This is a genomic window from Tautonia plasticadhaerens (genome assembly GCF_007752535.1).
Lineage (GTDB): Bacteria > Planctomycetota > Planctomycetia > Isosphaerales > Isosphaeraceae > Tautonia > Tautonia plasticadhaerens.
Window position 1 is genome coordinate 8,419,287 of sequence record NZ_CP036426.1, and the last position, 26,599, is coordinate 8,445,885.

Annotated in this window: 20 protein-coding genes; 13 read left to right on the forward strand and 7 right to left on the reverse strand. The window is 73.6% G+C overall.

The annotated features are described in order from the left end of the window. Window positions 1-70: 70 nt before the first annotated feature. The gene (locus ElP_RS33445; protein ID WP_145277735.1) at window positions 71-850 is read right to left on the reverse strand and encodes a Uma2 family endonuclease; all 780 of its coding nucleotides are present in this window, start codon (window positions 848-850) and stop codon (window positions 71-73) included. A 241-nt stretch (window positions 851-1,091) separates the two neighbouring features. On the opposite strand from ElP_RS33445, the gene ElP_RS40855 reads away from it, so the two are divergent. The 10 genes from ElP_RS40855 to ElP_RS33495 all read left to right on the forward strand — a co-directional run bounded on the left by ElP_RS40855 (window position 1,092) and on the right by ElP_RS33495 (window position 13,339). Beyond that, complete coding sequence (locus tag ElP_RS40855) at window positions 1,092-3,344, forward strand: BatA domain-containing protein (protein ID WP_145277737.1); 2,253 nt, start codon at window positions 1,092-1,094, stop codon at window positions 3,342-3,344. A 359-nt stretch (window positions 3,345-3,703) separates the two neighbouring features. Then, the gene (locus ElP_RS33455; RefSeq protein WP_145277739.1) at window positions 3,704-4,528 is read left to right on the forward strand and encodes a ThuA domain-containing protein; all 825 of its coding nucleotides are present in this window, start codon (window positions 3,704-3,706) and stop codon (window positions 4,526-4,528) included. Window positions 4,529-4,632: 104 nt separating this feature from the next. Next, the gene (gene uvsE, locus ElP_RS33460) at window positions 4,633-5,724 is read left to right on the forward strand and encodes a UV DNA damage repair endonuclease UvsE (protein WP_197446569.1); all 1,092 of its coding nucleotides are present in this window, start codon (window positions 4,633-4,635) and stop codon (window positions 5,722-5,724) included. 478 nt (window positions 5,725-6,202) lie between these two features. After that, a complete protein-coding gene (locus tag ElP_RS33465; protein WP_390836115.1) occupies window positions 6,203-6,682 on the forward strand; it encodes a fasciclin domain-containing protein in 480 nt (159 codons plus the stop codon). Between the two features lie 253 nt (window positions 6,683-6,935). Continuing rightward, the gene (locus ElP_RS33470) at window positions 6,936-8,213 is read left to right on the forward strand and encodes a hypothetical protein (RefSeq protein ID WP_145277741.1); all 1,278 of its coding nucleotides are present in this window, start codon (window positions 6,936-6,938) and stop codon (window positions 8,211-8,213) included. A 55-nt stretch (window positions 8,214-8,268) separates the two neighbouring features. Beyond that, window positions 8,269-8,607: a hypothetical protein gene (locus ElP_RS33475; protein ID WP_145277743.1), complete on the forward strand. Its 339-nt coding sequence runs from the start codon at window positions 8,269-8,271 to the stop codon at window positions 8,605-8,607. A gap of 57 nt (window positions 8,608-8,664) precedes the next feature. Beyond that, entirely contained in the window at window positions 8,665-10,611 is a 1,947-nt protein-coding gene (locus ElP_RS33480) for a heavy metal translocating P-type ATPase (RefSeq protein WP_145277745.1), read from the forward strand. Between the two features lie 796 nt (window positions 10,612-11,407). Further along, window positions 11,408-11,629 (forward strand): hypothetical protein, encoded by a 222-nt coding sequence (locus ElP_RS33485; RefSeq protein ID WP_145277747.1) that lies wholly within the window; start codon window positions 11,408-11,410, stop codon window positions 11,627-11,629. A 113-nt stretch (window positions 11,630-11,742) separates the two neighbouring features. After that, on the forward strand, window positions 11,743-12,840 hold the full coding sequence (locus ElP_RS33490) for a DUF1559 domain-containing protein (protein WP_145277749.1): 1,098 nt from the start codon (window positions 11,743-11,745) through the stop codon (window positions 12,838-12,840). A 229-nt stretch (window positions 12,841-13,069) separates the two neighbouring features. Beyond that, entirely contained in the window at window positions 13,070-13,339 is a 270-nt protein-coding gene (locus ElP_RS33495; protein ID WP_145277751.1) for a hypothetical protein, read from the forward strand. Window positions 13,340-13,395: 56 nt separating this feature from the next. On the opposite strand, the gene ElP_RS39010 is transcribed toward ElP_RS33495, so the two are convergent. Then, window positions 13,396-13,746, reverse strand: coding sequence for a DUF427 domain-containing protein (locus ElP_RS39010; protein WP_197446570.1), 351 nt, complete (start codon window positions 13,744-13,746; stop codon window positions 13,396-13,398). 371 nt (window positions 13,747-14,117) lie between these two features. Between ElP_RS39010 and ElP_RS33505 the strand changes: the two genes are divergently transcribed. Beyond that, the gene (locus tag ElP_RS33505; RefSeq protein WP_197446571.1) at window positions 14,118-15,521 is read left to right on the forward strand and encodes a di-heme oxidoredictase family protein; all 1,404 of its coding nucleotides are present in this window, start codon (window positions 14,118-14,120) and stop codon (window positions 15,519-15,521) included. A gap of 64 nt (window positions 15,522-15,585) precedes the next feature. Here ElP_RS33505 and ElP_RS39015 read toward each other — a convergent pair whose 3' ends face one another. The 4 genes from ElP_RS39015 to ElP_RS33520 form a co-directional block, all read right to left on the reverse strand. Then, window positions 15,586-15,750: a hypothetical protein gene (locus ElP_RS39015; protein WP_197446572.1), complete on the reverse strand. Its 165-nt coding sequence runs from the start codon at window positions 15,748-15,750 to the stop codon at window positions 15,586-15,588. Between the two features lie 101 nt (window positions 15,751-15,851). Next, window positions 15,852-16,019: a Flp family type IVb pilin gene (locus ElP_RS33510; protein ID WP_145277755.1), complete on the reverse strand. Its 168-nt coding sequence runs from the start codon at window positions 16,017-16,019 to the stop codon at window positions 15,852-15,854. 238 nt (window positions 16,020-16,257) lie between these two features. Next, window positions 16,258-17,583, reverse strand: a complete 1,326-nt coding sequence (locus tag ElP_RS33515) for a DUF1552 domain-containing protein (protein WP_145277757.1) — start codon at window positions 17,581-17,583, stop codon at window positions 16,258-16,260. 142 nt (window positions 17,584-17,725) lie between these two features. Beyond that, window positions 17,726-20,107, reverse strand: coding sequence for a DUF1592 domain-containing protein (locus ElP_RS33520; RefSeq protein WP_197446573.1), 2,382 nt, complete (start codon window positions 20,105-20,107; stop codon window positions 17,726-17,728). 432 nt (window positions 20,108-20,539) lie between these two features. On the opposite strand from ElP_RS33520, the gene ElP_RS33525 reads away from it, so the two are divergent. Continuing rightward, window positions 20,540-23,098 carry a hypothetical protein gene (locus tag ElP_RS33525; protein WP_145277759.1) on the forward strand — a complete coding sequence of 853 codons (2,559 nt, stop codon included), beginning with the start codon at window positions 20,540-20,542 and terminating at the stop codon, window positions 23,096-23,098. A gap of 873 nt (window positions 23,099-23,971) precedes the next feature. Here the strand turns inward: ElP_RS33525 and ElP_RS33530 are convergent. Beyond that, on the reverse strand, window positions 23,972-24,568 hold the full coding sequence (locus ElP_RS33530) for a hypothetical protein (protein ID WP_145277761.1): 597 nt from the start codon (window positions 24,566-24,568) through the stop codon (window positions 23,972-23,974). A 234-nt stretch (window positions 24,569-24,802) separates the two neighbouring features. Here ElP_RS33530 and ElP_RS33535 point away from each other — a divergent pair, with 234 nt between their 5' ends. Further along, window positions 24,803-26,302 carry an RNA polymerase sigma factor gene (locus ElP_RS33535; protein WP_145277763.1) on the forward strand — a complete coding sequence of 500 codons (1,500 nt, stop codon included), beginning with the start codon at window positions 24,803-24,805 and terminating at the stop codon, window positions 26,300-26,302. Window positions 26,303-26,599 lie beyond the last annotated feature (297 nt).

Consider the following 26,599-nt stretch of genomic DNA (forward strand, 5'->3'; position numbering starts at 1 on the left):
ATGGGGGCTCCTTCGCCGGGCGACTCCCCCGAGTGCAGGGCAAACGACGGGCCGAAGGGGCCCACCGCCCTCACTCCCCCCCCAGCCGTCTCCGCAACTGCTCCAGCTCCCGACGGAGCCGATCGGCCTCGGCCTCGGCCTCGGCGGCCCGGGCGTCGGCCTCGGCCCTCCGGCGCTCCTCCTCGGAGCGCAGGCGGTCGGCCTCGGCCCGCCGGCGCTCGGCCTCGGCCCGCCGGCGGTCGGCCTCGGCCCGCCGGCGGTCGGACTCGGTGGCCCGCTCGCGACGGGTCAGCAGGCGACGGCCGGTGGCCGGGTCGATCAGGTCCAGGCGAGGGCCGTCGCGTTCCAGGAGCAGGCCGAGCACGAGGCTGGGGAGCCGGCCGTCGACCGGGGGGATCGGCTCGTAGCGGCCGTCGACGAGCCGATGCCCCTGGAAGGGGGGCTTCAGGTAGTCCTCGGTGGGGTCGATCTGGAAGTATTCGGGCACGCGGAGCACGTCCTGGTAGAGCGTCCGCTTCGTTGTCTGGTCCTCGCGCCGGGTGGTCTTGGAGGTGACCTCGATGACCACGTCGGGCCCCTTGCCTTCGAGCCACATCAGGTAGTGGTCCCGGGGCTTCTTGGGCACGCCGAGGACGACGAAGACGTCCGGCGCGACGTGTCGTCGCCGGTTCCCTTCCTCGTAGAAGAGGAGGAGGTCGCCGGAGACATACACGTTGGGGTCGTCGGCATGGCGGTCGTCGAGGATCTCCAGGAGGTCCATCATGATCCGGCGGTGCAGGTCGGTCTCGGCCATCGGCTTGCCGTCGGAGGTGGGGTAGTCGATCGGCCGAGATCGGGAGGAGGTGGCCATGATCGGGGCTCCTGGGCCGAGGCCGGGGGCCGGGGTCGCTCGCTTGCGGGGGTTCGGGCGGGCCCCGTAGGATGTCGGGGTCGATCGTAGCAAATCCCCGATCCCCGGACAGCCGAGCCGAGCCGAACCGGGCCGGCCCAGGCCCGACCCGACAGGCCCGCCGCCCGATGCCGCCCGACCCCTCCCCCTCCCCAGGACCCGCCGTCGCCTCCCCGGCCGATTCCCCCGAGAGGCCCCCCTCGTGAGCTTCGCCAACGCCGCGATGCTGCTGGGGCTGCTCGGGGTGGCGATCCCGGTGCTGATCCACCTGCTGAGCCGTCGACGGGTGCCGACGATCGCCTGGGGGGCGATGCAGTTCCTCGAACTCGGCCGGAAGGCCCGGGCCCGGCTGAGGCTGGACGACTGGCTGCTGCTGGCCTGCCGGATGCTGCTGCTGGCCCTCGTGGCCCTGGCGGCGAGCCGGCCGATCTGGTCGTCGGGCGTCGGGCCCGGGCTCGGGGGTGCAGGGCCGAGGGACCTGGTGCTCGTCGTCGACGCCTCGGCAGGCATGGCCCGGCGAGGGGGAGGGACCTCCTCGATGGCCGAGGCGAGGCGGATCGCCGGCGAGTTCCTCGGCCGCCTCGCCCGGGGAGACGCCGTGGCCGTCGTCCGGGCCGGGACAAGGGCGAAGCCGATTTCCGGCCCCCTGAGCGTCGACCCCGCCCCGGCCCGGGCCGCCCTGGACGACCTGGCGGCCCCCTCGGGCTCGGCCGACCTGCCGTCGGCCCTGGCGGAGGCGTTCCGGATCCTGGACGAGCAGGGCCGCAACCCGGCCGCCGAGGTCGTCGTGCTCACCGACGGCTCCCGGGCCCCCTGGAGGCCGGACGACCGGGGCCGCTGGCGGCTGCTCCGGGACCTGCACGGGCAACTCCCCTCGCCGCCGAGGATCGCCGCCGTCTCGACCCCCGTCGAGCCCGACCCCGGCTCGGCCGACGGCTCGGTGGTCGACCTCCGAGCGTCCCGGAGGCTGGTGGCGCCAGGGGGCACGATCGTCGTCGGGGCGACGGTCCGCAACCGGGGCCCGGCGAGCCTGGAGCGGTCGGCCCAGCTTCGGATCGACGGCGAGGGAGTCCCCGGCTCCACCCGGGCCGTCGGGCCGGTGCCGCCGGGGGGCTCGGCGCCGGTCGAGTTCCGGGCGACCCTGGACGACCTCGGCGCGCACGCCGTCACCGTCCGGCTCGCCCCCGACGGGGGGACGCCCGACCCGCTGCCGACGGACGACGAGGAGAGCCTGGTGGTCGAGGTAGCCGAGGCGCTCCCCGTGCTGCTGGTCGACGGCGAGCCGGGCCTGGAGCCGATGACCGGCGAGGTCGACTTCCTCCGGGCCGCCCTCGCCCCCCGGGGGGAGCAGGCCCCCCAGGTCCAGACCTCGGTCATCCCCCCCGACGCGCTGGACGGGGAGAGCCTGGAACAGCCTCGGGTGCTCGTCCTCGCCAACGTCGATCGCCTGACCCCGGCCCAGCAGGACGCCGTCCTCGGCCTCCTCGACCGGGGGGGCGGGGTGCTGGTGCTCCCCGGGGACCGGACCGACGTCGACTCCTGGAACCGGGACGCCTTCCGGGACGCCCGGGGCTGGCTGCCCGCCCGGATCGGGCCGCTCCGGGGCCGGTTCCTCGACCGGGAGCCGGTGGCCCGGCCGTCGCCGCCGAGCTTCGAGGGCCCGGCGCTGGGGCCGCTCGGTTCGGGCGAGTCGCCCCCCCTCGGCTCGGCCTCCCTGTTCGCCTCGTTCCTGCTGGAGCCGGCGGGCGGGGACGACCCGGCCGGGGTGTCGGCCCGGCTCGACTCGGGGGAGCCCTGGCTGGTCGACCGGAAGGCCCCCGGGTCGCCCGGGTCCGGCCGGGTCGCCCTGCTGGCCGGCCCACTCGACGCGGAAGGCGGCACCCTGCCGGCCAACCCGGACTTCGTCCCGTTCGTCCGGGAGCTGGTCTTCCTCCTGGCCGACCCCGGCGACGGCGGGCCGGGCTCCGACGCCTCGATCGCCCGCCCCGGGGAGCCGATCGCCGTGCCGATCGACCCGGCGCCCGAGGCTCTCGGCTCGGCCGTCCCCGTGCGGACCCCCTCGGGCCGGGTCGTCTCCGCGGCCGTCGAACGCGAGGGCGACGCCGCCCTCGCCCGGCTCGCCGAGGCGGACGAGCCGGGCCTGTATCGCTTCGACCTCCCCGGGGGGCCGCGATACCGGCGGGTCGCCACGCCCGACGGCCCGCCGCCGGATCCCTCCCCGCTCTCCCCGGACGAGGCCGACGCCCTCGCCGAGGGCTGGCCCCTCTCGTTCTCGACCGACGTCGAGGCCGATCCCCTCCCCTCCTCCGCCCCCCCCGGCCGGTCTCGCCGACCCCTCTGGCGGGGGCTCTTGCTGGCCGCCCTGGCCGGGCTCTGCCTGGAGGTCTGGCTCACCCGACGCCTCGCCCTCCGCCGGGGGATCCCGGCGGCGGAGGCCCGGGGCGGAGACGAATAAGGGGTGCATCCGCCTTGTCGTCGACGGATCGGCTCCGGCCCCCTCTCCCCACCGGTGGGGAGAGGGTCGGGATGAGGGGTCCCGGCCTTCGACCTTAAGCCCTGGGGATCGCCCGATTCCCCTCACCGGCCTCCGGCCACCCTCTCCCCCGAAGACGGGGGCGAGGGTCGGAGACGACAGGCCTGGTCAGGGACTTCCCGGGTCGGCCAACACGGCGGCCGGTCGCCCCTGGGGCGGGCACGCCGGGCGGAGGCGCGTTGCGGAGGGGGCCGGGACGGGGCAGAATCCGGGTTCTCGAATGCGACGCACACCGACCCGAGACCGACCTCATCGCCACGCCAGCCCGAGGAGAGACGACCATGACCCGACGCACCTGGCTCGCCCTGGCCGCGGGCCTTGCCCTCGCCGCCTCGGCCCCGGCTTCGGCGCCGGCCGGGGCCCAGGACGAGACGACGAAGATCCTGCTCATCGGCAAGGACCGCGACCACGCCCCCGAGACCCACGAGTACATGGCCGAGTGCGCCCTGCTGGAGACCTGCCTGGAGCAGACCCCGGGCGTCGAGGCGATCGTCTCCGACGGCTGGCCGACGGAGCCGGGGGCGTTCGACGGGGTGGATGCGATCGTCCTCTACACCGCCAACGGCGGAGACGTGCTGCTCGACCCCTCCCACCGGGAGCAGGCCGACCGGCTGATCGCCGACGGGGTCGGACTGGTGGCCCTGCACTGGGGCACCGGGGCCGGGGAGGAGCTCGGGCCGAGGTTCCTGGAGGTCATGGGGGGCTGGTTCAACACCGCCTTCGCCGAGATCCCGGTGGTCGACTCCGCCATCCGCCCCGCCGATCCCGACCACCCGATCGCCCGGGGCTGGCAAACCACCCCCATGAGGGACGAGTACTACATCAAGCTCAAGCACCTCGACGCGGCGAGGCCCGTGGTGCTCTCCGAGGTCCAGGGGACGGACTACCCCGTCGGCTGGGTGTATGAGCGGCCCGACGGCGGCCGGTCCTTCGGCTACGTCTGCGGGCACTTCCACGACTGCTTCGAGATCCCGAACTACCGCCGGTCGGTGGTCAACGGCATCCTCTGGTCCGCCGGCCTGGACGTGCCCGAGGGGGGCGCCCCGGTCGAGGCCAGCGAGCAGGACCTCACCCTGCCCCCCGACCCCCGAGTGCCGGGCCGCTGATCGCCCGCCGACCCTCCCGCCCGCCCGGCGCGCCGTCTGCACCCGGGGGGCCGTCGTCGGGGGCCGACCGCCCGGCCCCCGACGACGGCCCGGAGGGACGGACGATGGCGATGAGCCACGGCACCCGAGGAACCGCGGCCCCGGCCCCATCCCCGCCCCCCCGCCGCCTCGGCTTCGCCGTGAAGGTGATGGGCACGCCGGGGCTCAGGAGCAACGACGCCCGGCGCTGGCAGAGCGGGCCGCACCTGCGGACCTCGATCGCCTACCTCCGGGAGATCTTCGCCTACCTCGACCGGATCGACGTCCGGATGTACCGGATGTCCTCCGACCTGGCCCCCTACCTCACCCATCCCGACCTCCCCCAGTTCCACCGCCAGCTCGACGAGTGCGCCGACGAGCTGGAGGACCTCGGCCGGCTCGCCCGGTCGCTGGACCTGAGGCTCTCGTTCCACCCCTCGCAGTACGTCGTCCTGAACAGCCCGGACGAGGCGCTCAACGCCAGGGGCGCCGCCGACGTCGACTGGCAGGCCGAGCTGCTCGACCGCATGGGCCTGGGGCCCGAGGCCGTGGTCGTCGTCCACGTCGGCGGCGCCTACGGGGACAAGCTCGCCGGGGGAGACCGCTGGGCCCGGACCTACCGGGCACTCCCCGAGCACGCCCGGCGCCGGCTGGTGCTGGAGAACGACGACGTCCGCTACTCGGCCCTCGACGTGCTCCGGATCCACGAGAATTGCGGCGTCCCGCTGATCTTCGACCACCAGCACTACTGGTGCAACAACCCCGAGGGGCTGGGCCTCCGGGAGGCCGTCTCCCGATTCCTCCGCACCTGGCCGGCCGGGGCCCGGCCGAAGCTGCACTTCTCCTCCCCCCGGACCGAGCTTCGCGAGGTGGCCCGGAAGAACCGGTCGACCGGCAAGCCCGAGACGACCCTGATCCCCCCCATCTGGACCGGGCACGCCGACTTCGTCCACCCGTTCGAGTTCATCCAGTTCCTCCGCCTGGTCGCCGACCTGGAGCCCCCCTTCGACGTGATGCTGGAGGCCAAGGCCAAGGACCTCGCCCTGGTCCGCCTCCGACGCGACCTGGCCCGCTACGCGCCGGATCTCGCGCCGCTGTTCGGCCTCGACGCCGACGCCGACGCCGTCGCCGATCCCGACGAGGAGACGGCCGACTCCGGGCCGACCAAGGCCGAGTGACCCGCCCCGGCCCGACGGTCGGGCCGAGGGCGCGTCCCTGGGGCGGGATCGCCGGGGATCGGGGGGCATCCGCCCCCCGGCGAAAAAAACACGAAAGAATGCGACCGAACCCGCGACGAACACGGCGAATCGGACTACAACCTGACGAGATGACGAGCCGTCATCACCCCGACCTCCCCCCGAGGGGCCGACGGCAAGGACCCCGGGGCGAGGGGCGGGTTGCGTCCCCCCGCCTGGTCGAGGCCCGGGGCGACCCCGGGCCCGCTCACCCGGATCCACCGAACCGAGAGGAACCCCACCGATGTTGACCTGGAAGCTCGCGACCCGACTGGCCCCGCTGGCCCTGTCCGCCGCCCTGATCGGCTGCGGGGGCGGCGACGAGGTCGCCCCCGAGGGGACCGACCTGGGGGCCGCCCCCGCCGGAGACATGCCCTCCCCCGACCCGATGGAGCGCCTGGGCATGGACACGGAGGGCGAGATGGCCCCGGCCGGGGAGGCCGCCGTCGAGCCCGCCGAGCCCGCCCCCGCCGAGGAGGCGCAGGACATCGTCGACATCGCCGCGAGCAACCCGGACTTCGAGACCCTGGTCGCCGCCGTCCAGGCCGCCGACCTGGTCGAGACCCTCAAGGGCGAGGGCCCCTTCACCGTCTTCGCCCCCACCGACGACGCCTTCGAGGCCCTGCCCGAGGGGACGCTCGACGACCTGCTCCTGCCCGAGAACAAGGAGAAGCTCGCCTCGATCCTCACCTACCACGTCGTCCCCGGGAAGGTCATGGCCGCCGACGTCCTGGGCATGGGCGGCCAGTCGGCCACCTCGGTCGAGGGCTCGGACATCCCGATCGAGGTCGACGGCGAGACCGTCACGGTCGCCGGCGCCACCGTCACCGCCACCGACATCGAGGCCTCCAACGGCGTGATCCACGTCATCGACGCCGTGATCATGCCCCCGGCCGAGTGACCGCCCGGCCTCGAACAATGAGATGACCCCGGAAGGCATGCCCGCGACGGCGAGGGCATGCCTTCCCGCGTTTCCGGCCGATGGTCTCCCCCCCGGGACGAGCCGGGCCGTGCTCGTCCCGGCCCCGGGTGCCCCGGGCGAGGCCTTCGACGCTAGAATGGGGCGAGGGCCCGGACCCGGGCCCCCGATCGTCACCACCCCCGCCCCGAATCGAATCGACTCGACCCGAGTCGAAGCCGGCCGACCATCCACGATGTCGAATTCAACGCTCCGAGACGCCATCGCCCGGGGGCTCGAGCCCGGGGCCGACCTCGCCGCCGAGATCCACGCCCTGGGGGAGGTCGCGCTGGCCGACCCCGACGACGCGGTCGCCGTCTGCGAGGCGCTCGACCGCCTCCCCCCCGAGCCCCCGGACGACTCCGCGACGAGGTCCCCGCTGCACGCGGTACTCGGCCTCTTGCAGGGGGTCGAGACGAGGGAGGCCTACGAGGCGGTCGTCGAGCGCGGGGTGCCGAGCCTGGCGGCGGTCGTCCTCCGCATGCTGGACGACCCCGAATCCGGGACCGAGGCGCGGCGGGGGATCGTCGCCTTCGCCCTCAAGGTGCTCGGCCTGTACCGGGTGCCCGAGGCCATCGACCTGATCGCCGAGGCCGCCCATCGCCCGGGGATGGAGGACGCCTACCTCTGGGAGGTCATCTTCCGGACCTTCGACCAGCAGCACCCCCTGCGGCTGCCCCTCTGCGACCGCCTCCGGGACCCCCTGCCGGGCGGATTCGCCGGGGTCGCCTACCTCGACTTCGCCAACGCCCTGGCCCGCGAGGGGTTCATCGACGACCACCCGTTCGACACCCCCGAGGGCCGTCGTCGGCTGCTCGAATTCCTCAGGGACTCCGACACCGAACGCTTCGGCCGGGCCCACAGCGCCGCCGCCGCCCTGCCGTTCGTCGAGGGGTCGGACCGCGACCCGCTGCTCGCCCTGGCGATGGATCACCCCTCCACCGCCGTGCAGCTGGAAGGGGCCTGGGCCTCGGCCAAGCTCGGCAGCGAGGCGGGCGTCCGGTTCCTCTCCCGGATGTGCCTGGACCTGAACCACAGCCTCCAGGCCCGCCTCTACCTCCAGGAACTCGGCCGCCACGACGCCGTCCCCGAGCGCGCCGCCGAGCCGAGCTTCGAGGCGATGGCCAAGCTGGTCGACTGGCTCAGCCACCCGATGGAGTTCGGCCGGGCCCCCGACGAGATCGCCCTGGTCGACACCCGGGAGCTGCTCTGGCCCCCCTCCAACGACCTCCGACGCCTCTGGATCTTCCGCTACCGCTACGACCCGGACGGCCCGGACTCCCCGGGGGGGGAGGGGGTCGGCCTGGTCGGCTCGATCACCTTCGCCCTCTTCGGCGAGACCTCCCCCGAGATGCCCCCCGAGGACATCTACGCCCTGCACTGCTGCTGGGAGCTCCAGGTCGAGGACGACCCCCGGGCCCCCGCCGACCGCACCGCCGAGGCCGGCCGCAGGCTGCTCGGTTTCGGGGCGTAGGGCATGTCGGCCGACGGCCGGGATCGACAGGCCAGCACCTCCCCGGGGGTCACCGATGCGAATCCCTCGATTCCGGATGACGATCCGGCGGCTGATGCTCGTCGTGGCGGCGGTGGCCCTGCTGCTGGGCCTGGGGCTGGGAATGACCCGACGCCGGGCGACGTTCCTCAAGAACGCCGCATACCACACCGGACGGGAGAGGCGGCATCAGGCCGCCGCGCTCGCGATGGCCGTGTTCGGGCCAACCCCGCCGACGACTCGGGAGGAGTACGACCGGGTGCGGATCCATCAGGAACGACTGCGGGACTATCACGAGCGGCTGGGGAAGAAGTACGGGCGAGCCGCCGCCCTCCCCTGGCTCCCCGTCGACCCCGACCCTCCCCCGCCGGATTGAACGCATCTCCCCCGACGCTCCCGGCCCACGCCGTCTGAATCGAACGAGGCGCCCTCGATGGAGAAGCCCGAACGCATCGAGCCGAAGCCCGAGGCCGTGACCCGGTCCTCGGCGATCATCGCCGCCTTCACGATGGCGATGATCGCCGTCCACCTGGCCTGGCGGTTCGGCGTCGGCGGGACGGGGGCGATCCGGGGCATCCCGGCCGACCGGCTGCCCTTGCTGGCGGCGTTGCTGTTCGGCGGCGGGCCGCTGGTGCTGGATCTGCTGGCGAAGCTGCTCCGCCGGGAGTTCGGCTCCGACCTGCTGGCGGGCATCTCGATCGTCACCTCGGTGCTGCTGGGGGAGTACCTCGCCGGGGCCCTGGTCGTCCTGATGCTCTCCGGCGGCGAGGCGATCGAGGCCTACGCGGTGCGCAGCGCCTCCTCGGTGCTGGCGGCCCTGGCGAGGCGGATGCCCTCGGTCGCCCACCGCAGGCGGGAGGGGGGATCGGTGGTCGACGTGTCGCTGGCCGAGGTGGCCGTCGGCGACGTGCTGGAGGTCTTCCCGCACGAGATCTGCCCGGTCGACGGCACCGTGGTCGGGGGGCACGGCTCGATGGACGAGTCGTTCCTGACCGGCGAGCCTTACCTGATGTCCAAGGCCCCCGGCTCCTCGGTCATCTCCGGCGCCATCAACGGGGAGTCGGCCCTGACGATCCGGGCCGACCGGCTCGCGGTCGACTCCCGGTACGCCAAGATCATGGAGGTCATGCGGGCCTCCGAGCAACGTCGCCCGCGCATCCGTCGACTCGGCGACCGGCTCGGCGCCCTCTACACGCCGCTGGCGGTGGCGATCGCCCTGCTCGCCTGGGTCGCCAGCGGGGAGGCGGTCCGGTTCCTGGCCGTCCTGGTGGTGGCCACGCCCTGCCCGCTGCTGATCGCCATCCCGACCGGGATCATCGGCGCGATCTCGCTGGCGGCCCGGCGGGGGATCATCATCAAGGACCCGGCCGTCCTGGAGGCGATCGACACCTGCCGGACCGCCATCTTCGACAAGACGGGCACCCTCACCTACGGCTCCCCCCGGCTCACCGAGATCCTCCCCGCCCCCGGGCGCGACGAGGCCGAGATCCTCCGGCTCGTCGCCAGCCTGGAGCGCTACTCCAAGCACCCGCTCTCCGGCGCGATCCTGGCCGAGGCCCGACGGCGACGGCTGGGGCTGGAGGACGCCTCCCAGGTCGAGGAGCGTCCCGGGATGGGGCTGATCGGGGTGGTCGACGGCCGTCCGATTCGGATCGGCAGCCGGGCGCAACTGCTGGCCTCCCATCTCGGGGCCGGGGCCGAGCTGCCCCCCTCGGCCGAGGGGATGGAATGCGTCGCCGAGGTCGACGGCCGGTACGCCGCCGCCTTCCGGTTCCGGGATGAGCCGAGGAGGGAGGGGGCCTCGTTCATCGGCCACCTCGGGCCGAAGCACCGGTTCGACCGCGTCCTGATCGTCTCCGGGGACCGGGAGTCGGAGGTCCGGTACCTGGCCGACCGCGTCGGCATCGGCGAGGTGTTCGCCTCGCAGTCCCCCGAGCAGAAGGTGGCGATCGTCCGGGAGGAGGCGGGACGGGCGCCGACCGTCTTCCTCGGCGACGGCATCAACGACGCCCCCGCCCTGGCCGCCGCCACCGTCGGCGTCGCCTTCGGCCGGAACAGCGACATCACCGCCGAGGCGGCCGGGGCCGTCATCCTCGACACCTCGCTCTCCAAGGTCGACGAGCTGTTCCACATCAGCCGGCGATTGCGCACGATCGTCCTGCAGAGCGCCCTCGGGGGCATGGGCCTGAGCCTGGTGGGGATGGCCTTCGCCGCCCTCGGGTACCTGCCGCCGGTGGCCGGGGCGATCGCGCAGGAGGTGATCGACGTCCTGGCCGTCGTCAACGCCCTCCGGGTCGCCTTCCCCCCCCGCTCGCTCACCGACTTCGAGCCCCGGGACGCCCCCGACGCCCCGCCCCCGACCCGGCCCGTCACCCCCTGATCGCCCCCGGGACGGCCGGCGACGACGGCCGGACGGCGGGCCATCGCCCCGGCGTCGGCGGTCGTCTCCCGTCGCCGATCCGGGCCCGGCCGCCGCGATCGACGAGGGTCGGCGAGGGTCGGCGAGGCGGCCCGCCGCCGGGACCGGCCGGATCGGGCGTCCGGCGGCGGGTCATTTTTCGAATTTTTCCCGGAAGCCGCTTGTGATTGCCACCACGCTTCGCTATTCATGATTGATCCCAAACGGGTGTCCTGCCCGCGAAGGATGTCCGGCGGCCGACCCGCTCCTCTCCTGTCGGCGGCCGACTCGACCTCCCGGCCGGCCCCGGGGACTTTCGAAGTCCGCGGTCCCCGGCCAGGTGTTTTCGCGTACGCCATCGTCTCGAATCCGCATCACCGCCCGAATGTGTCGACGACCCCCGCGCCGCCTGGCGGCGGGAGGCCGTCGTGATCCGTGTTCCGGTCACCCACCTCAGCGCGCGGAGCAGGGCCTCGCCGAGGGCCGTCGGCCCCGGGTGCGCCCGGCCCCCGCCGAGGATCCGGAGTCGGCCCGCGCCGATCCCCCCCGGAGGTCCCTGGTCTCAATGGCGTCGAACCCCCCGACCCGAGGCCCCGGCGGGCGACGCGACGCGTCGGCCCCGGGCGGCGAGGGGGGAGGGATGCGGATCGATCCGACCTGATCCGACTGATCGTCCTCGGATGCCGGCCACCCGGCAGGGACTTCGATGGCCCGGGCCACGAGCCCCGTCGCACCCGAGCGACTCGCCGAGGAGAAGTCCCGCTCTCGCGGAGTCATCATGAGTCGATGCGAGATGTTCGTCGCCGTGATCCTGGGGGCCGCCCTGGGCTCGGCGGGCTGCTCCGACCAGGGCGGCGTCATCAACGAGACGGTCCGCCCCCCCGACGACCCGGACGCGGCCTCGGAAGGCCTGGCCGCCCCGATCTCCCCCGCGGCCGACGCGCCCCCGGCAGGTCCGCAGTCCATCAAGAACCAGGTCGGCGGCGGGACGCCGCAATAATCGCCGCCCCCCCGCGCCAGGCCGTGCCGCCCCCGCCCCGGCGGCCGGCCCCGATCCCGCGACCCCCCGGGGCGATTTCCTACCCGATCCATTCTCCCGAGGATCCCCTTCCGATGCGACCCGACCATCCCCCCCCGATCGCCGGGAGCCGCAGGCTCCGCGGCTTCACCCTGATCGAGCTGCTCGTCGTCATCGCCATCATCGGCGTCCTGATCGCCCTGCTGCTGCCCGCCGTGCAGAGCGCCCGGGAAGCCGCCCGCCGGGCCCAGTGCACCAACAACATGAAGCAGCTGGCCCTGGCCCTGCACAACTACATGGACGTCAACGGCACGACGCCCATGGGCCTCTATTACCAGCGCAACAGCGACGGCGATTTCTACACCTCGGGCAGCCTGTTCGTCCCGCTCATGCAGTTCGTCGAGGGGACGCAGGTCTTCAACATGATGAACTTCAGCCTGAACATGTACGCCTCGGCCAACACGTCGGTGTCGGCCGTGGGCGTGGCGACGCTCTGGTGCCCCAGCGACGCGGCGATCAGCGAGAGCCACACCTACCCGGCCGGCACCGGCGCCTTCGATGGCGTCGAGCTGCCGATGCGCTACTCCAGCTACGCCGGCAACGCCGGCACCTGGTTCCAGACCCCGCCGAACACCTCCACGGTCTTCGGCGAGCGCATGGGCCAGCGCAACGGCATGATGTACTTCGTGGGCTTCCCCCCGGACATCGGCAAGAGCGGCTCCGCCGCGACGATCGCCGACGTCCGCGACGGCACGAGCAATACCTTCGCCTTCGGCGAGCGCGCCCACGGCATGCTGCCGGACAGCCAGATCCACGACTGGCAGTGGTGGTCCTCGGGCAATAACGGCGACACGCTGTTCACCACCTACCACCCGCTCAACCCGCACCGCAAGATCCCGAACTTCGAGTGCAACGCCGGCTGCGTGAACCTCGGCGGCGGCTTCTCGACCTGGGTCAACTCCGCGTCCAGCTTCCACCCCGGCGGCGCGAACTTCGCCTTCATGGACGGCTCGGTCCGCTTCCTGAAGGACACGATCGACTCCTGGCCGATCGACACCTCCACCGGCTTCCCCCTGGGCGTCAGCCGGCCGAGCCCCTACCTCTGGGTCGTCGCCCCGGCGGCCAAGGTGGGCGTCTACCAGGCGCTCTCGACCCGCAAGGGCGGCGAGGTCATCAGCGCCGACCAGTTCTGATCCCGCCCGATTGCCAAGGAGCCGGAATCCGGGCCGGGGGGCCATCGCCCCCCGGCCCTCCCCCTTCCTGGGCACGGCCCGGGCCCGATCCGGGCCGCACCTCCCCGGGAATCCCCCCGACCGGCCCGGCCAGGGCGGGAATCCCGTTGCATCGGGGGATCGCTCATCCCTAGAATCGTGACGTCGGTGCGAGTTCTCCCATCGGTCGATCGGTGCGATGGAGGGCGGCATGGAACACGGCGTCCCGCTCGACCGCCTGCCGGCGGGCCTGCACTTCCCCCCCGAGTTCGAGGGCCGCATCCGGTACGACGCCGATCGGCGTCGCCTGGCCTTCCTCGGCTTCATGAGCCGGGCCGATTTCGACACCCTCTCCCGGCTCAGCCCCGACTGGCCCTACCGCCGGGCCGTGGAGGAGCTGTTCCGGTCCGGAACCGCCGACGACGCCCCCCCTCGATGGGGCCTGAGGCGCCTGCTCGCGTCGGTCTCCGGGATGTCCTGACCGGATCGGGCCGGCCGGGCCGATCCTGCCGACCCGACGGCCCGCCGCCGGGCGGGTCACTGCACGACGATCGCGCCGACCTTGTCCCGGTCGAACGACAGGTGGTCCTTGATCGCGGCGACCTCGGCCCTGGGGTCCTCGTAGCTCCAGGCCACGTCGTCGATGACCCGATCGCCGACGGACAGGCGGAAGTAGGATGCGTCCCCCTTGAACGGGCAGTGCGTCGACCGCTCGCCTCGATCCATCGCCGCCATGACGACGTCTTCCCTGGGGAGGTAGTAGGCCGTCGCCATCGCCCCCTCCTTCAGGGCGAGGGCCCGAGTCGAGTCGGCGATCGTCTTGTCGGCGTAGGTCACGAGGACTCGGCCGGCGACCGGCTCGATGGTGATCTGGTGCGGGTTGCTCATCGCGGGGCATGCCTCCGGGTCGAGCTCGGGGGGTCTGGTCCGATCGGATCCCTCCCATCCTCGCAGGTTCCGGGCCTCCGGCAAGGCCGTCGGCCCTCGGAGGGCCGACGGCCCCGTCGCCCACCCCGACGCCGACGCCGACGGCCTCGAATATCGGGACGGTCCCGGCCGTCTCCGATCCGGGACGGTACGTCGATGGTCTCGCATCGGCGTCGGGCGTCGGGCCGTCGACCTCCGATCGGCCCGGGACTCGCCCGACTGGGGTCCCCTCCGCCGTCCACATCGGTTCGACCCGGATGAGGGCCGATCGGCGGGCCGCACCCCCCGACGGGCCGACGGGCCGACGGGCCGGAACGAAACGGAGTCTCGACATGCGACCGGCATCCTCGACGAGATCCTCGGCATCCCTCCGGCGGCTCGGCGCGACGGCGATGCTGCTGCTAGCGTCCCCGCCGACAAGCCGGGCCGCCGACGACGGCCCGGCCCCTCCCCCCCCGGCCGAGGTCCTGGAGGCCGGCCGGGAGCTGTTCACCCGGTCCTGGATGCCGGGAGACCCGAGGAGCCGGGCGGGGGACGGCCTCGGGCCGGTCTTCAACGCCCAAGCCTGCGTCGACTGCCACGACCGGGGGGGCGTCGGCGGCGCCGGCCTGTCGGCCCGGAACATCGAGATCGCCTCGGCCTCCGGGGGGGCCCCGGGCGGGGCGCCCGGGTTCTTCTACGCCATGAACATGAACTTCGCCGCCGGGCGGTTCGAGTACCGCTTCGGGCCCCCGCCGTCGGGCCGGGCCGGCCGCGAGCCCGACCCGGCCGACCGGGCGAGGCTGGAGGCGATCCACCCCGGCTTCCGGGAGGCGTCCGGCGTGGTGCTCCACCGCTTCGGGGTCGACCCCGAATATGCCTCCTGGAGGGCCGGGGTGCCGGGGAGACACGGCCTCGTCTCGGTCCGGATCTCCCGGAGGAACCCGACTCCCCTGTTCGGGGTCGGCCGGATCGACGCCATCCCCGACGAGGCGATCGAGGGGGCCGCCCGGCGGTCCTCACGGGCCCGATCGACCCGGGGACGCGTCTCCCGGCTGCCCGACGGCCGGGTCGGCCGGTTCGGCTGGAAGGGGCAGACCGCCACCCTGGAGGAGTTCATCCGGTCGGCCGCCGCCGGCGAGCTGGGCCTGGAGGTCCCCGGTCACAGCCAGGCCGTCGACCCCCGACTCCCCGGCATCGGCGCCCCGGGGCCGGATCTGGACCAGGCGGACGTCGGCGCGTTGACCGCCTTCGTCCGCTCCCTCCCCGGACCGGTCTCCGATCCCGACGCCGATGACAACCGGGCCGAACTGGTCGAGGCCGGGGCCGAGACCTTCCGGTCGCTCGGCTGCGCCTCCTGCCACGTGCCGGATCTCGGCGGGGTCGAGGGGCTCTACAGCGACCTACTCCTGCACGACATGGGCCCCCGTCTGGTCGACACCGGCTCCTACGTCGCCTTCGGCGCCCGGCCGACCGCGCCCGCCGCCGTCCCCGTCGCCGAGGGCTCACCCGCCTCGGAGCACGAGTGGCGGACTCCCCCGCTCTGGGGCCTGCGAGACTCCGGCCCCTACCTGCACGACGGCCGGGCCGCCACCATCTCCGAGGCGATCCTCCTGCACGACGGCCAGGGCCTCGCCGCCTCCCGACGCTTCTCCCGGCTCTCCGGCCGTCGCCTGGAGCAACTGGAGGCGTTCCTCATGTCGCTGGCCGCCCCATCGGAGCAGGAAGCCCGCCCCTTGTTCGCAATCGATCCGTGACGGGAGGCGTTCCAGGGAGCTGGAGAGACCAGGGTCGAATCGGTCACCGCTCGGAAGGCACCGATCAGTTCGAAATGGAGTCGCGTAGCGTATTGGCAACCACGATCACGACCTTCCCGATCAGCGAAGAGTTCAGGACGAACAGGCCGAGTCCCGCCAGGATCAAGGTCGCCCGGACCAGGTGCAGACAGTCGTCATTCCGCAACAGGAGGGAATTTCGGCTCTTCATGGGAGGAGTCTCACGAGGGGGAGTTCAGGGGAGGAGCCCGCATTACAGCGGGCCATGGTGTTTGATCGGGGAGACTCTCGGAGGCAGATCGTTGCATCGAGTCAGTTCGTCAGCGCGGTCATCACCACCTGGAAGGTCGAGCCCACGCGATTGCCCAGCCCCGTGATCGAGAGCAGGGAAGCCAGCACGATCAGGGCCAGCATCAGGGCGTACTCGACGGCAGCCACGGCGTCGTCATCCCGGACCAGTCGGTCGGCGATCCGAAGCATCAGCGTGATTCCTTGATCGGAGTCGGGCAGGGAGTTCCCGTCGCTCGACAGGCTGCACAGTGTACGTCACGGCTCCGCACGCAAGGACGCATGTTGTCACGAATCAACGGTCCGAACGATGCGCCAGTCGTGGCCGAATCCTCAAGGGGGTCGGGAGCCGGAACGCGAACCGGCCGCCGCACCCCGAGGGGGCGCGGCGGCCGGTCAGGTCCGGGCGATTGGCCGATCGGCCGACCGATCAGGTCAGGTTCGGCAGCGGGCCCTCGCCGCAGAAGTCGGGGTTGCCGAAGCGTTCGATGCGGTGGCCGAAGGCGTGGGCGAAGGAGAGCAGCAGCCGGTTGTGGTGGGCGTCCTTGTACTTGAGCGAGCGGCCCATCTTGAAGCCGAGCCCGCCGCCGACGAGGACGAAGGGGATGTCGTTGAGCGTGTGCGAGTTCCCCTTGCCCAGCTCGTTGGTCCAGACGATCGTCGTGTTGTCGAGCATCGTCCCCTCGCCGCCCGGCTCGGGGGTCTCGGCCAACCGCTTCGCCAGGTAGGCGACCTGCTCGCAGTACCAGGTGTTGATCCGGGTCAGCTTGTCGACGGCGTCCTCGTTGCTGTCCGGCTCGTGCGAGAGCTCGTGGTGCCCCTCGTCGATGCCGATCCAGCGCATCTTCGGCTGGCCGACGGAGTTGGTGATCTGGAAGGTGGCGACCCGGGCGAAGTCGGCCGCGAAGCTGTTGACCATCAGGTCGATCTGCTGCTTCGAGATCCGGGGCATGTCGTCGTTCTCGGCCTCGTCGAGCCCCGGCTCCAGCTCGGGGACGGCGTGGCCGACGTCCTTGATGTCCCCGGCCGAGGCGAGTTGCTGCTCCATCTCCCGGACGAAGGTGGCGTGCTCGTCGAGCAGGCGGCGGTCCTCGGCGCTGACGGCCGATCGGACCTTGACGAGGTCGTCCTTCAGGTCGTCGAGAATGCTCCGCAGGCTCTCCTGGTCCTTCAGGCGGCCGTAGAGCTTGTTGAACATCTGGTACGGGTCGTCGATCGGCGTCAGCGGCTTGTTCGGCCCGGCGTAGGACATCCGGGTCCAGGTGTCGGCCCGGTCGGGCACCATGACGCCGAACTCCAGCGAGCCGAACCGGGTGCGGGTCGACTCATCGGCCTGGAGGTAGTTCTTGATCTCCTGGTCGATCGACACCCCGCTGGCCCAGCCGGCCGGGGTGTGCGAGCCGCCCTGGATGTTGCCCGGGAACAGCTCGGCGCCGGTCAGGAGGCAGCCGATGCCCCTCATGTGGTTGTCGCCGTCGCCCCGGACCTTGTCGCAGACGCCGTTGAGCACGAGCGTCTGGCCCTTGAACGGTTCCAGGGGCTTGAGGATCGGCTTGAGCTGGAAGTCCTCCCCCTCCTCGTCCGGCCAGAAGGTGTCGGGGAAGATGCCGTTGGGGCTGAAGACGACGACCAGGCGCTGCTTGCGCGACCCCTGGTTGGCGAACCCGAGGCTCGGCAGGTTGAGGATGAACGGCAGGGCGGCGCCGCCGATGCCGAGGCGACGGACGAAATCTCGGCGGGTGGTGGTCCGGGCCATGGGAGGTTGCCCCCTCTCTGGGTCTCGGAGTCGCCGGGCGGGGCCGGGCGGGGCCGTTCGCCGGGCATCGGGTTCGATTCGGATCAGCGGATGATGGCGGCCGGCGGAGGTCCGATACCGGACCGGACACCGGATGGTAACGCTACTCGGAGGCCGACGCGAGGCCCGGCCGCTGCCGGGGGACCAAGGCGGTCCGGGAGACGATCTCGACGAGCAGCTCCCGGATGTTGTAGCCGTCGGCGGCGAAGTCGCCGCGGAGGTCGGCCAGGGTGTCGGGGCCGTAAGCCCGCACCGGCTGCTTGACCAGGTGCTGGAAGACCTGCTCGACGAAGGCGTCGTGCACCTCCTCGCTGGAGGCGAGGAACTCGGCCAGCTCCCGGACGCCCTCGAAGGTGGCCGTCTCGCCGGTCCGGGTCTTGTACAGGCCGGAGGCGTCGACCGGCTTGCCCTTCTCCTCCGGCCGGAATCGGCCGACGGCGTCGAACCGCTCGAGGGCGAAGCCCAGGGGGTTGATCATCCCGTGGCAGGACATGCACGATTCGGGGCTGGTCTGCAGGGCCACCCGTTCCCGGGTCGTCAGGTCCTGGTGCAAGTCGGGCGCCAGCGGGGAGACGGCCACCGGCGGGGGCCGGAGCCGCTGGCCCAGCACCCCCCGGGCGAGGAAGACGCCCCGGTGGATCGGCGAGGTCTCCGCGGTGTACGAGAGGTTGGCCAGCAGGTACGGGTGCGAGAGCACGCCGGCCCGGTCCCCCATGCCCTCGGCGACCTCGTCGAACTCGGGGGAGTCGGCCGGCAGGTCGGCGCCGTAGAACTCGGCGAGGCGGCCGTTGAGGTACAGCTCCCGGTCCAGCAGCAGGCGGCGGAAGTCGGCCGACTCGTCCTCCCAGGCGACGTCCTCGAGGAACAGGTCGAGCGAGGTCCTCAGGTCGGAGATGACCCGCTCGTCGAACTCGGCGAAGTGCTCAGGGTCCTTGGCGAGGTCGGGCACGTCCTCGACCTTGAGCCAGCGGTGGAAGAAGTCGAGCAGCTTGGCGCGGGCCCTCTGGTCGCCGACCATGCGGCGGGCCTGCTCCTCGACCTGCTCCGGGGTGGAGAGCCTGCCCTCGGCGGCGGCCTCGAGCAGCGGCCCGTCGGGGATCGAGTCCCAGAGGGCGAAGGAGATCCGGGAGGCGACGTCGTAGGCGTCGGGCTCCTCGCTGAGCTCCCGGTAGAGGAACCGGGGGGACTTCAGGGTGAGCAGGACGACGCGCTTGATGGCGGTCCCGGCGTCGGGGGCGCCGTCGAACTGGCGGGCGACGTAGAGGTCGCGCTGCTCGTCGGAGAGGGGGCGTCGGAAGGCCCGCTCGACGAGGGTCGAGGCGAAGTCGCGGAGCTTTGCGTCCCGGTCGGGGTCGTCCCGCTCGATCCCGGCCAGCTCGTCGAGGTGCTCGGCCACGTACGCGGCGACCTCGATGGCCCCCTCGGTCGTGGCCGACTCCCAGGCGGCCGAGACGGTGTTGCCCCGGTCGTAGCCGACGCTCCGGTCGTCGGGAGGGAAGGGGGTGACGGGCACGAAGACCCGGGGGGCCCACTCGGGGGACAGGTGACGGGCGGGGATGACCTCGGCGGCCCGCCGGGGGGGGGCCCATTCCAGCGAGATCGAGGCCGGGATCTCCGGCTGCTCCTCGTCCTCCTTCTTGACCCCCTGGTTCGCCTTCGAGAACTCGACCCGGAGCCGATACGGCCGGCCGGCCAGCAGGTCGATCTCGGCGTGGTGCTCGGTCATGTCGCCCGACTGGACGTAGCCGTCGATCAGCTCCTTCTCGTCGTCGTTGAGCCAGACCCGGATGGCGTGCTCGGTCCGGACGATGATCTCGTAGGTGCCGGACTCGGGGGGCAGCAGCGAGCCCTCCCACTGGATCGAGAACTCGTTGGGCTTGTCGAACCCCTCGTCCTCGGGGTCCGGGGTCCCGGGGCCGAAGTCGAAGTCGATCCGGGGGTCGACGCGCTCGATGACCCGATTGTCCCGCCGGGTCCGTCGGCCGTTGTAGTACTCGCCCTTCAGGCCGCGCTCGTCCCCCCAGTGCGCCCGGGGCCGGAAGCTGCCGACGAGGTCGGAGACGGCGTTCCGGTACTGGGGGACGGTCAGCCGGGCCAGCTCGATCCGGGCCGGGGCGTTGCGGGCCCGGGCGATCTCCGAGTAGAAGGCGTCGTAGACGTACCGGGCGACCGCCTCGGCGTCCTCGCCGACGCACTCCTCGGCGAAGCCGGGCGGCATCTCCTCGTCGACGTAGCCGGCCAGGCCCTCGACGGTCTTGTCCCCTTCCAGGGGGTAGGGGTAGTCCAGCTCGGTCCCCTCGCCGTCGTCGCCGTGGCACTCGGCGCACTGGTTCCGGTAGATCTCGGCCCCCCGGGCGACCAGCTCGTCCTCGGCGGGGGAGGCGAGGCTCGGGGAGCCGAGCAGGGCGACGGCCAGCGCGGCCATCGGGCCGGCGGCGAGGGGCCTGCTCCGGGCGGGGTCCTGGGGCGGGGACATCATCATCATCGCGGCGGGCCCTCCGGTGAGGAGGCTTCGGTGTCGATTGCGGGGCGACACGCGACTCGGGCGGGGAGGCCCCGGGCGTCGGGGCCCGGGGCGGCGGGGAGGCGAGCGGCGGGGCCGGATCGGGCGATCCGGGGTCGTCTCAAGACCTCGTCGACGGCCGCTCCAGGCCGGTCCCTTCATCTCGGATCGGCTCGATCATCGTTTGTTGTACACAATACGAACGGCGGGGGTCAAGGGTTCGGGATTCTCGACGGCCGGGCCCGGCGGGCGGGGGATCTCCCGAGGGCCCTCCCCGGCGACTCCCCGGATCGGCTAGACTGGGCTGAATGGACCGGACGGACGCCGAGACCGGGCCGGGACGGCCGGGCCCGGCGACGCGAGGCCGGGGCTCGTCGGCCGGGGGACGCCTCGACGGGCGGGGGGAGGCTGGGGATGCCGATTCGAGTCCGCTGCCAGTGCGGCCAGAAACTCAAGGCGCCCGACGCCTTCGCCGGCCGTCACGTGCGGTGCCCGGTCTGCAAGACCAAGGTGCCGATCCCCGCCCCCTCGGCCGATCCCGAGGCCCCGGCGCCTCCCCTTCCCCCCGACTCGAATCCGGCCCCGGCCCCGATCCCGACGCCCGAGGTCGCCGTGGGGCCGTCGCCAATCCCCGTCGACTCCCACCGGCCCGGGGGGCCTCCCACCGAGCCGGCCGTCCCCGGGCCCCCCGCCCCGGAATCGGGGGCGACGGCGCCGGACCGGGGAACGCCCGAGGAGCCTCCCCTGTTGGCCCCCGGGGAGGACGAGGGCGACCCGCCCCCGCCGATCCCGGCGCCGACGGGCCCGGCGTGGGGACCCGAGCCCGACGACCCGGTCCTCTGGGAGTGGCCGGACGAGCTGCCCGGGCCCCCCCGGTCCGCCGCCGAGGCCCCCGCCCCCCACCCCGGCCCGGGGGCTCTCCCGGGGCCCGACGACGACCCGGCCCCCGGGCCCTCCCCCGGCCCGGCCGGGGTCGAAGCCGACCCCGACGCCCCGCCAGGCCGAGGGCCCCGACGGGTCCCCGACGAGCCGGAGCCGGGACCCGAGGCCGGGGCCGGGGCCGAGGAACCGGCCGGGACTGGCCCGGAGTCCTGGTCCGAGCCGGAAGCGGCCTTCCCGTTCTGGGACGACGAGGAGGGCTCGGGGCCGATGCCCTGGGATCCGGCCCGATCGGACGAGGAGATCGAGGCCGACCGGCTCGGCGACCGATTCGCGAAGGGCCCGCCGGGGGACGGGGTCCCCGGGGAGGCCGAGGGGGACCCGGACCGGACCGAGCGGGCCATCCCCCCCTTCGGGCCGGAGCTGCCCCCGACCGAGGCGAGCCGGTCGGCGGCCCTCGGGCCGGAGCTGCCCCCGACCGAGGAGGGCCGTCCCGCCTTCCCCGAACCGGACCTCTCGGAGACCCAGGCCAGCCGCCCCGCATTCCCGGCGCCGGGCTCGGACCCGGCGTCGACCGGGGAGCGGCGCCCCGCCTCCCGGGCCCCGGAGCGGGGGACGGAGCCGGAGCCGGAGCCGGAGCCGACCGAGGAGGCCTGGCCCGCATTCCCGGCCCCGGATCGGCCGACGGCCGGGGGCCCCGGGCCCGGCCCGTCGGGCCCGACCCCGGAGCCGTCGACGGTCGCCGAGGGCGGCCCCGGCGGCGTGCCCCCGGTCGAGCCGGAGCGGCCGACCCTGGCGGAGCTGTTCCCGGAGCCGGAGCCGGGTTCGGGGGCCGGGGCGGTCCCGGAGGCCGGCAGCTCCCTGATGGAGCCATTCATCCCGTCCACCTGGGACGAGGCTCCCCCCCCCTCCCCCTCCCAGTCGGTCCCCTGGCAGACCGGTCGGCCCGGGGAGGTCGCCGAGGCTGTCCCGGTCGACGTCCCCCCCGTCGCGGTCGACCTGATGGACTCGACCTCCTGGGGGCATGCCGCCCACGTCCCCGGCCCCCCGGGCGGGAATCCGTCGGCGATCACGAAATCGCAACATATTGAAAAAGAACAAGTTACAGCCAATCTCCCTCCCCCTCGGGCCCCGACTCGTCCGGTCCGCCCGGGGCTGGTCCGGCAGGCCGCCCCGGGATCCGGGAGGCGGGGGAGGCGTCGGATCCTCGGCGGGGTCGTGCTCGGCCTGGTGGTCGTCCTGCTCGGCGCGGCGGTCGTCCTGGGCCTGCCGAGGGTCCGGGAGGGGCTCGCGGGGTTCCTGGCCGGGGCTCGGGCCCCCCGGCCGATCCCCCCGGCCCCTGCGGGGCCCGGCCCGGGGACGAGCCGGGCCGAGTCCGTCGCCCCGTCCCCGGCCGTCGCCCCCCCGCCGGGGCCCGAGCTTGGGCCGACCCGGTTCGACTCCCCCCCCCAGCCGAGGCCCGTGCCCGGGGCCGAGCTGATCGGCCTGAACCTGGTCCTCAACCCCGACTTCGAGCAGTGGATGCCCCGGGACGGTCCCCCCGCCGGCGTCGCCGAGTTCCCCGGCTGGGATCGGCTCGGCTCGGTGGCGGTCCGGGCCTTCGAGGAGGCCCCGGTCGACCTCGTCTCGGCCCTCGATCCCCCCGACCTCGGCCGCTCCTATGCCCTCGGCGGATTGCCCGACTCCCGCTCGGATCCCCGGACGATGCTCCGGCAAGCGGTCGACCTCTCCCCGCTGGCCCCCCGGATCGACCTCGGGGCCGTCCGGTTCGACGCCTCGGCCTGGCTCGGGGGGGTGGACCAGACCGGGTCGTTCGCGCCGAACGACTCGGCTACCCTCACCCTCCGTTTCCTCGACGGATCCCTCGACGAGCTGCCCGGCACCGCGGTCCCGGTCGGCCCGATCGACGACGGCCTCTTGCAGGCCCCCTCCGCCCGCCCCGGCGTCCCCCGGATGGCCCGGGTTTTCCGATCCGGCCCGATCCCGGCCGGGACCCGGGCCGTCTCGTTCGAGCTGGCCTTCGACCGCCGGGCCGGGACGCTCATCGACGCGACCGCCGACGGCCTCCGGGTCGTCCTGGAGGCCGATCCCTGACCGGCCGGCCGGCCGGGGAGGGGCCGGTGCGCCGGGGAGCGGGACCGCGACGTTCGCCACAACCAACGACCGACCAAGAGCTTTCGGAGTTCAGGACGGCTCTGAATTGGGTTCGCTCCGTCGGACCCGCGTCGCGACCGGGGTCTCCCGTCGGCGTCGGGGCCTCCCGGCCGGTCGGGCAGCCCCGACGGGGCCTCGGGGGGAGGCGTCGGCGGCCGGTGCGCCGACGAGGCGTCCCGGTCGTTTCGACGCAAACGTTTGCGATGCAAGAATTTTCCCCACTTCGCCCGGCCGCGAAATGGGTTCGCTCCGTCTCGTCATCGCGTCGAGGCCGGGGAGGGCCGGCTCGGCGAACGGGCGGGCGGATCCGTCGGGCCTGAGGCCCGGCGCCCCGGCAGTCGGGGGAGGGTCCGGGATCCCGGCGAGGGGCGGGGCCGGTGCGCCACCGGTCCGTCGAGCTGCGATCGCCGCAACCTTTTTCGAGAAAACGGTTTTCGCGGAATCTATGGTGCCGAGAATGGGTTCGCTCCGTCGTCGTCTTGGTCGGAATCGGCTTCGATTCGCGCCGGGGGATCTCGGAGGGCCGACCCGAGGTCGGGGGATCGTCGGGGAGGGGGCGAGGATGTTCGCCCCGATCGGATTGCCAACGAGCGGGTCGGAGGGCCGAGGGCATCCTGGGGAAACCCCGGGATCTTCTGGACGGGGGACGGCGTCCTTCGGACGACGACCCCATGACAAGATCATCGGGGAAAGGCCGTCCGGCAGTCACACGAAATGGGAGGATCGGGGGGACGGGGCTGAGCGTGACGGGCCGAGACGCCCCGCGATGGCCCGTCCCGGCCCGGATCCGACCCATCCGGGGAGGAAGACGGGTCAGGAGTCCGGTCGCCCGAGCAGGTGCTCGACGACGGCGTCGGCGAAGGCGTCGAGGTCGGGAGGGATCAGCAGGCCGAGGTCCCGGTGGGTGCCGTCGGGGGCCCGGCCGCGGAGGACGGCCCCGGGGGAGTCGGGCCCGAGCGGGGGGGTCTTCTCCAGGGTGAGGTACCGGGCGGGAGGGGGAGTGTCGGGGGGACGCACGGGGTCGAGGGCCTCGGGATCCACGGCCACCGCGAAGGCGGCGAAGTAGGCCCCGGGGGGCTGCTCGGGCTCCGGCAGGCGGATCAGGGCGACGACGAACCCGTCGAGGCGGAAGGCCCGGACGGAAAAGGCGTCGGGCCCCGGCTCGGGGGAGTCGTGCCCGGGGTCGACCCGCTCCCGGACGAAGTCCCAGAAGTCGCGCAGGGTGTCGCCGGCGTCCTCCCGGCCGAGCATGGCGAGGGAGACGAGCGGGTCGTGGAAGAGCAGGTCCGGCAGGGCCCGGCGGGCGAAGACGTGGGGGAGGAGGTGCCGGGGATCCCCCTCGGGGCCCCACGGGCCGGCCTCGTCCTCATCGTCGTCGAGCAAGGGGCCGAGGTCGTCGTCGGTGGCCATCGGTCGGGATCCTCGGGCCTTCGGCGCCGGGAGCGGGGGGCGGGTCGCGATGGGGCCCCCCCGATTCGGAGCCTATCCGGGCCGACCTCCCGGGGCAATCTCGGGCCGTCCGGGCCGGTGCGTCCCGGCATCGTCCGCCGGGCGAACCGGAATTTCCTGTATTGGTCGGGGCGTGGCCGGGCAGGATGGGGTGGAGGCTCGTCGTCGGCCGATCGGGACGGGGGGAGATGCGGCATGGGACATCCGAGGCTCGGCGCCGGGGTGATGGACCCCTTGCGGGCGATCTTCGAGGGCGGGGCGGCCGGCCCGGGGTCGGACCTCGAGCTGCTGGACCGGGCGGCCCTCGGGGGGGAGCGGGGGGCGTCGGCCTTCGGGACCCTGGTGGAGCGGCACCGGCCGATGGTCGTCCGCGCCTGCCTGGGGATCCTGGGCAACCAGCACGCCGCCGAGGACGCGGCGCAGGTGACGTTCCTCGTGCTGGCGAGGCGGGCGGGGACGCTCCGCGGGGGGGAGACGATCGCCCCCTGGCTGTACGGGGTGGCGGCCCGGGTGTCGCGCAAGATGCGGGTGGGGGCGGCCCGGCGTTCGAGGCACGAGCGGATCGGCGCGGCCCGTCGGGGGGAGCGGCTGGAGCCCCCGGACCCGGGCGACGACACCGGCCCGGCGGTGCTGGAGGAGGTCGCCCGCCTGCCGGAGAAGGAGCGGGCGCCGGTGGTCCTCTGCTACTTCGAGGGGCTCTCGCACGAGGAGGCCGCCCGACGGCTCGGCTGGCCGGTGGGGACGGTCCGGGGCCGCATGGCGAGGGCCCGGGACCGGCTCCGGGGTCGCCTGGCCCGCCGGGGCCTGGAGCCGTCGGCCGGGGTGCTGGCCGGGGCACTGCCCGGGATGCCGGCCGGGGTGTCGGCCTCGTCGACCTGGATCGAATCGACGGTCTCCGCCGCGATGCGGATCGCGGAGCGGGGCCCGGGCGCGGCCGGGGCGGTCCCGGGGGCGCTCTCGGACGCGGCGAAGGCCACATTGAGGGGGATGATCATGACCAATGCCAGGATGATCGGGACGTTCGTTCTCGTCTCGACGATGGTCGTGGGAGGCGCGGCTGGGCTGGCGCAGTTCGGGGGCGTCGGACGCCCGGCGGAGCCCGGAAGCCCTCAAGGGGGGGCTGGGACCCAGAAGACCAAGGCCGAACCCGAGGGGGGGGTGGCCCCCGAATCCCGGCGGAAGACGTCGGGCGCGATGGGATCCCGGGGCATGATGGAGGGCATGCAGATGGGAGCCGGGGGCATGATGGAGGGCATGATGGGGTACGGGCCTGGCCCGGCCCAATCCGACTCGTTCGGCGGCGGTGGCGGGCTCGGCTTCGGCGGGGAGGAATCGCCCACCTCGATCCATAGCGAGATCTACGATATCCTCGACGAGGATGGGGACGACCCCGACGCCATCGACTCGCTCGTCGAGGTCGCCGTGATGGACGCGGCCCTGGCGAAGCGGCAGTATGAAGCCGTGGTCGCCGAGCTGATGGAAGACGCGAAGTCGACCGACCCCACCGAGGTCAATCCGCTCTACCGGGCGGTCCGGGAGGAGTATGTCAACGCCCTCGAGGAACTGGCCTCGATCCGGGCCCTGTTGAAGGAGCGGGGCTATTCTCCCGAGGATCTGCCCGAGATGCCGAAGCTCGAGATCGAGCCGACCGGAAGGGGACAGGACGTCCCAGCGGCCGACGGCTCCCCGTTCTGACGAGACGGGGGAGCCGGGGTCGGCCCAAGGCGCCCGGGATCGACCCGGGCCCTCTGGTCCGATCGGCCGGGTCCCCGGCGATCCGAAGGGGGATCGGGGAGAGCCTCGGCCTCACCAACGGCTGCGGCGGCGTTCCCCGGAGATCCTCGCGGCCGGGTGGCCGGGGCAACGCGTCGTGTGGCCGGGGCAACGCGGAGCGTGCCCCGGGTCGATGGCCTGTGATCCCGGGGCACGCTCCGCGTTGCCCCGGCCACCCGGCGGGGAGAGGTCTTCGCCGTGATCGCCTGACCCGGCGCG

What these genes read in the sequence shown, in the direction of transcription:
- uvsE (WP_197446569.1), top strand. Translation starts at nt 4,633, where the DNA reads ATGGCGATGAGCCACGGCACCCGAGGAACCGCGGCCCCGGCCCCATCC.
- ElP_RS39015 (WP_197446572.1), bottom strand. Translation starts at nt 15,750, where the DNA reads ATGAAGAGCCGAAATTCCCTCCTGTTGCGGAATGACGACTGTCTGCAC.
- ElP_RS33505 (WP_197446571.1), top strand. Translation starts at nt 14,118, where the DNA reads ATGCGACCGGCATCCTCGACGAGATCCTCGGCATCCCTCCGGCGGCTC.
- ElP_RS33490 (WP_145277749.1), top strand. Translation starts at nt 11,743, where the DNA reads ATGCGACCCGACCATCCCCCCCCGATCGCCGGGAGCCGCAGGCTCCGC.
- ElP_RS33515 (WP_145277757.1), bottom strand. Translation starts at nt 17,583, where the DNA reads ATGGCCCGGACCACCACCCGCCGAGATTTCGTCCGTCGCCTCGGCATC.
- ElP_RS33455 (WP_145277739.1), top strand. Translation starts at nt 3,704, where the DNA reads ATGACCCGACGCACCTGGCTCGCCCTGGCCGCGGGCCTTGCCCTCGCC.
- ElP_RS33480 (WP_145277745.1), top strand. Translation starts at nt 8,665, where the DNA reads ATGGAGAAGCCCGAACGCATCGAGCCGAAGCCCGAGGCCGTGACCCGG.
- ElP_RS33530 (WP_145277761.1), bottom strand. Translation starts at nt 24,568, where the DNA reads ATGGCCACCGACGACGACCTCGGCCCCTTGCTCGACGACGATGAGGAC.
- ElP_RS33535 (WP_145277763.1), top strand. Translation starts at nt 24,803, where the DNA reads ATGGGACATCCGAGGCTCGGCGCCGGGGTGATGGACCCCTTGCGGGCG.
- ElP_RS33495 (WP_145277751.1), top strand. Translation starts at nt 13,070, where the DNA reads ATGGAACACGGCGTCCCGCTCGACCGCCTGCCGGCGGGCCTGCACTTC.
- ElP_RS33520 (WP_197446573.1), bottom strand. Translation starts at nt 20,107, where the DNA reads ATGATGATGATGTCCCCGCCCCAGGACCCCGCCCGGAGCAGGCCCCTC.
- ElP_RS33485 (WP_145277747.1), top strand. Translation starts at nt 11,408, where the DNA reads ATGAGTCGATGCGAGATGTTCGTCGCCGTGATCCTGGGGGCCGCCCTG.
- ElP_RS33525 (WP_145277759.1), top strand. Translation starts at nt 20,540, where the DNA reads ATGCCGATTCGAGTCCGCTGCCAGTGCGGCCAGAAACTCAAGGCGCCC.
- ElP_RS33475 (WP_145277743.1), top strand. Translation starts at nt 8,269, where the DNA reads ATGCGAATCCCTCGATTCCGGATGACGATCCGGCGGCTGATGCTCGTC.
- ElP_RS39010 (WP_197446570.1), bottom strand. Translation starts at nt 13,746, where the DNA reads ATGAGCAACCCGCACCAGATCACCATCGAGCCGGTCGCCGGCCGAGTC.
- ElP_RS33465 (WP_390836115.1), top strand. Translation starts at nt 6,203, where the DNA reads ATGGCCCCGGCCGGGGAGGCCGCCGTCGAGCCCGCCGAGCCCGCCCCC.
- ElP_RS33470 (WP_145277741.1), top strand. Translation starts at nt 6,936, where the DNA reads ATGTCGAATTCAACGCTCCGAGACGCCATCGCCCGGGGGCTCGAGCCC.
- ElP_RS33510 (WP_145277755.1), bottom strand. Translation starts at nt 16,019, where the DNA reads ATGCTTCGGATCGCCGACCGACTGGTCCGGGATGACGACGCCGTGGCT.
- ElP_RS33445 (WP_145277735.1), bottom strand. Translation starts at nt 850, where the DNA reads ATGGCCACCTCCTCCCGATCTCGGCCGATCGACTACCCCACCTCCGAC.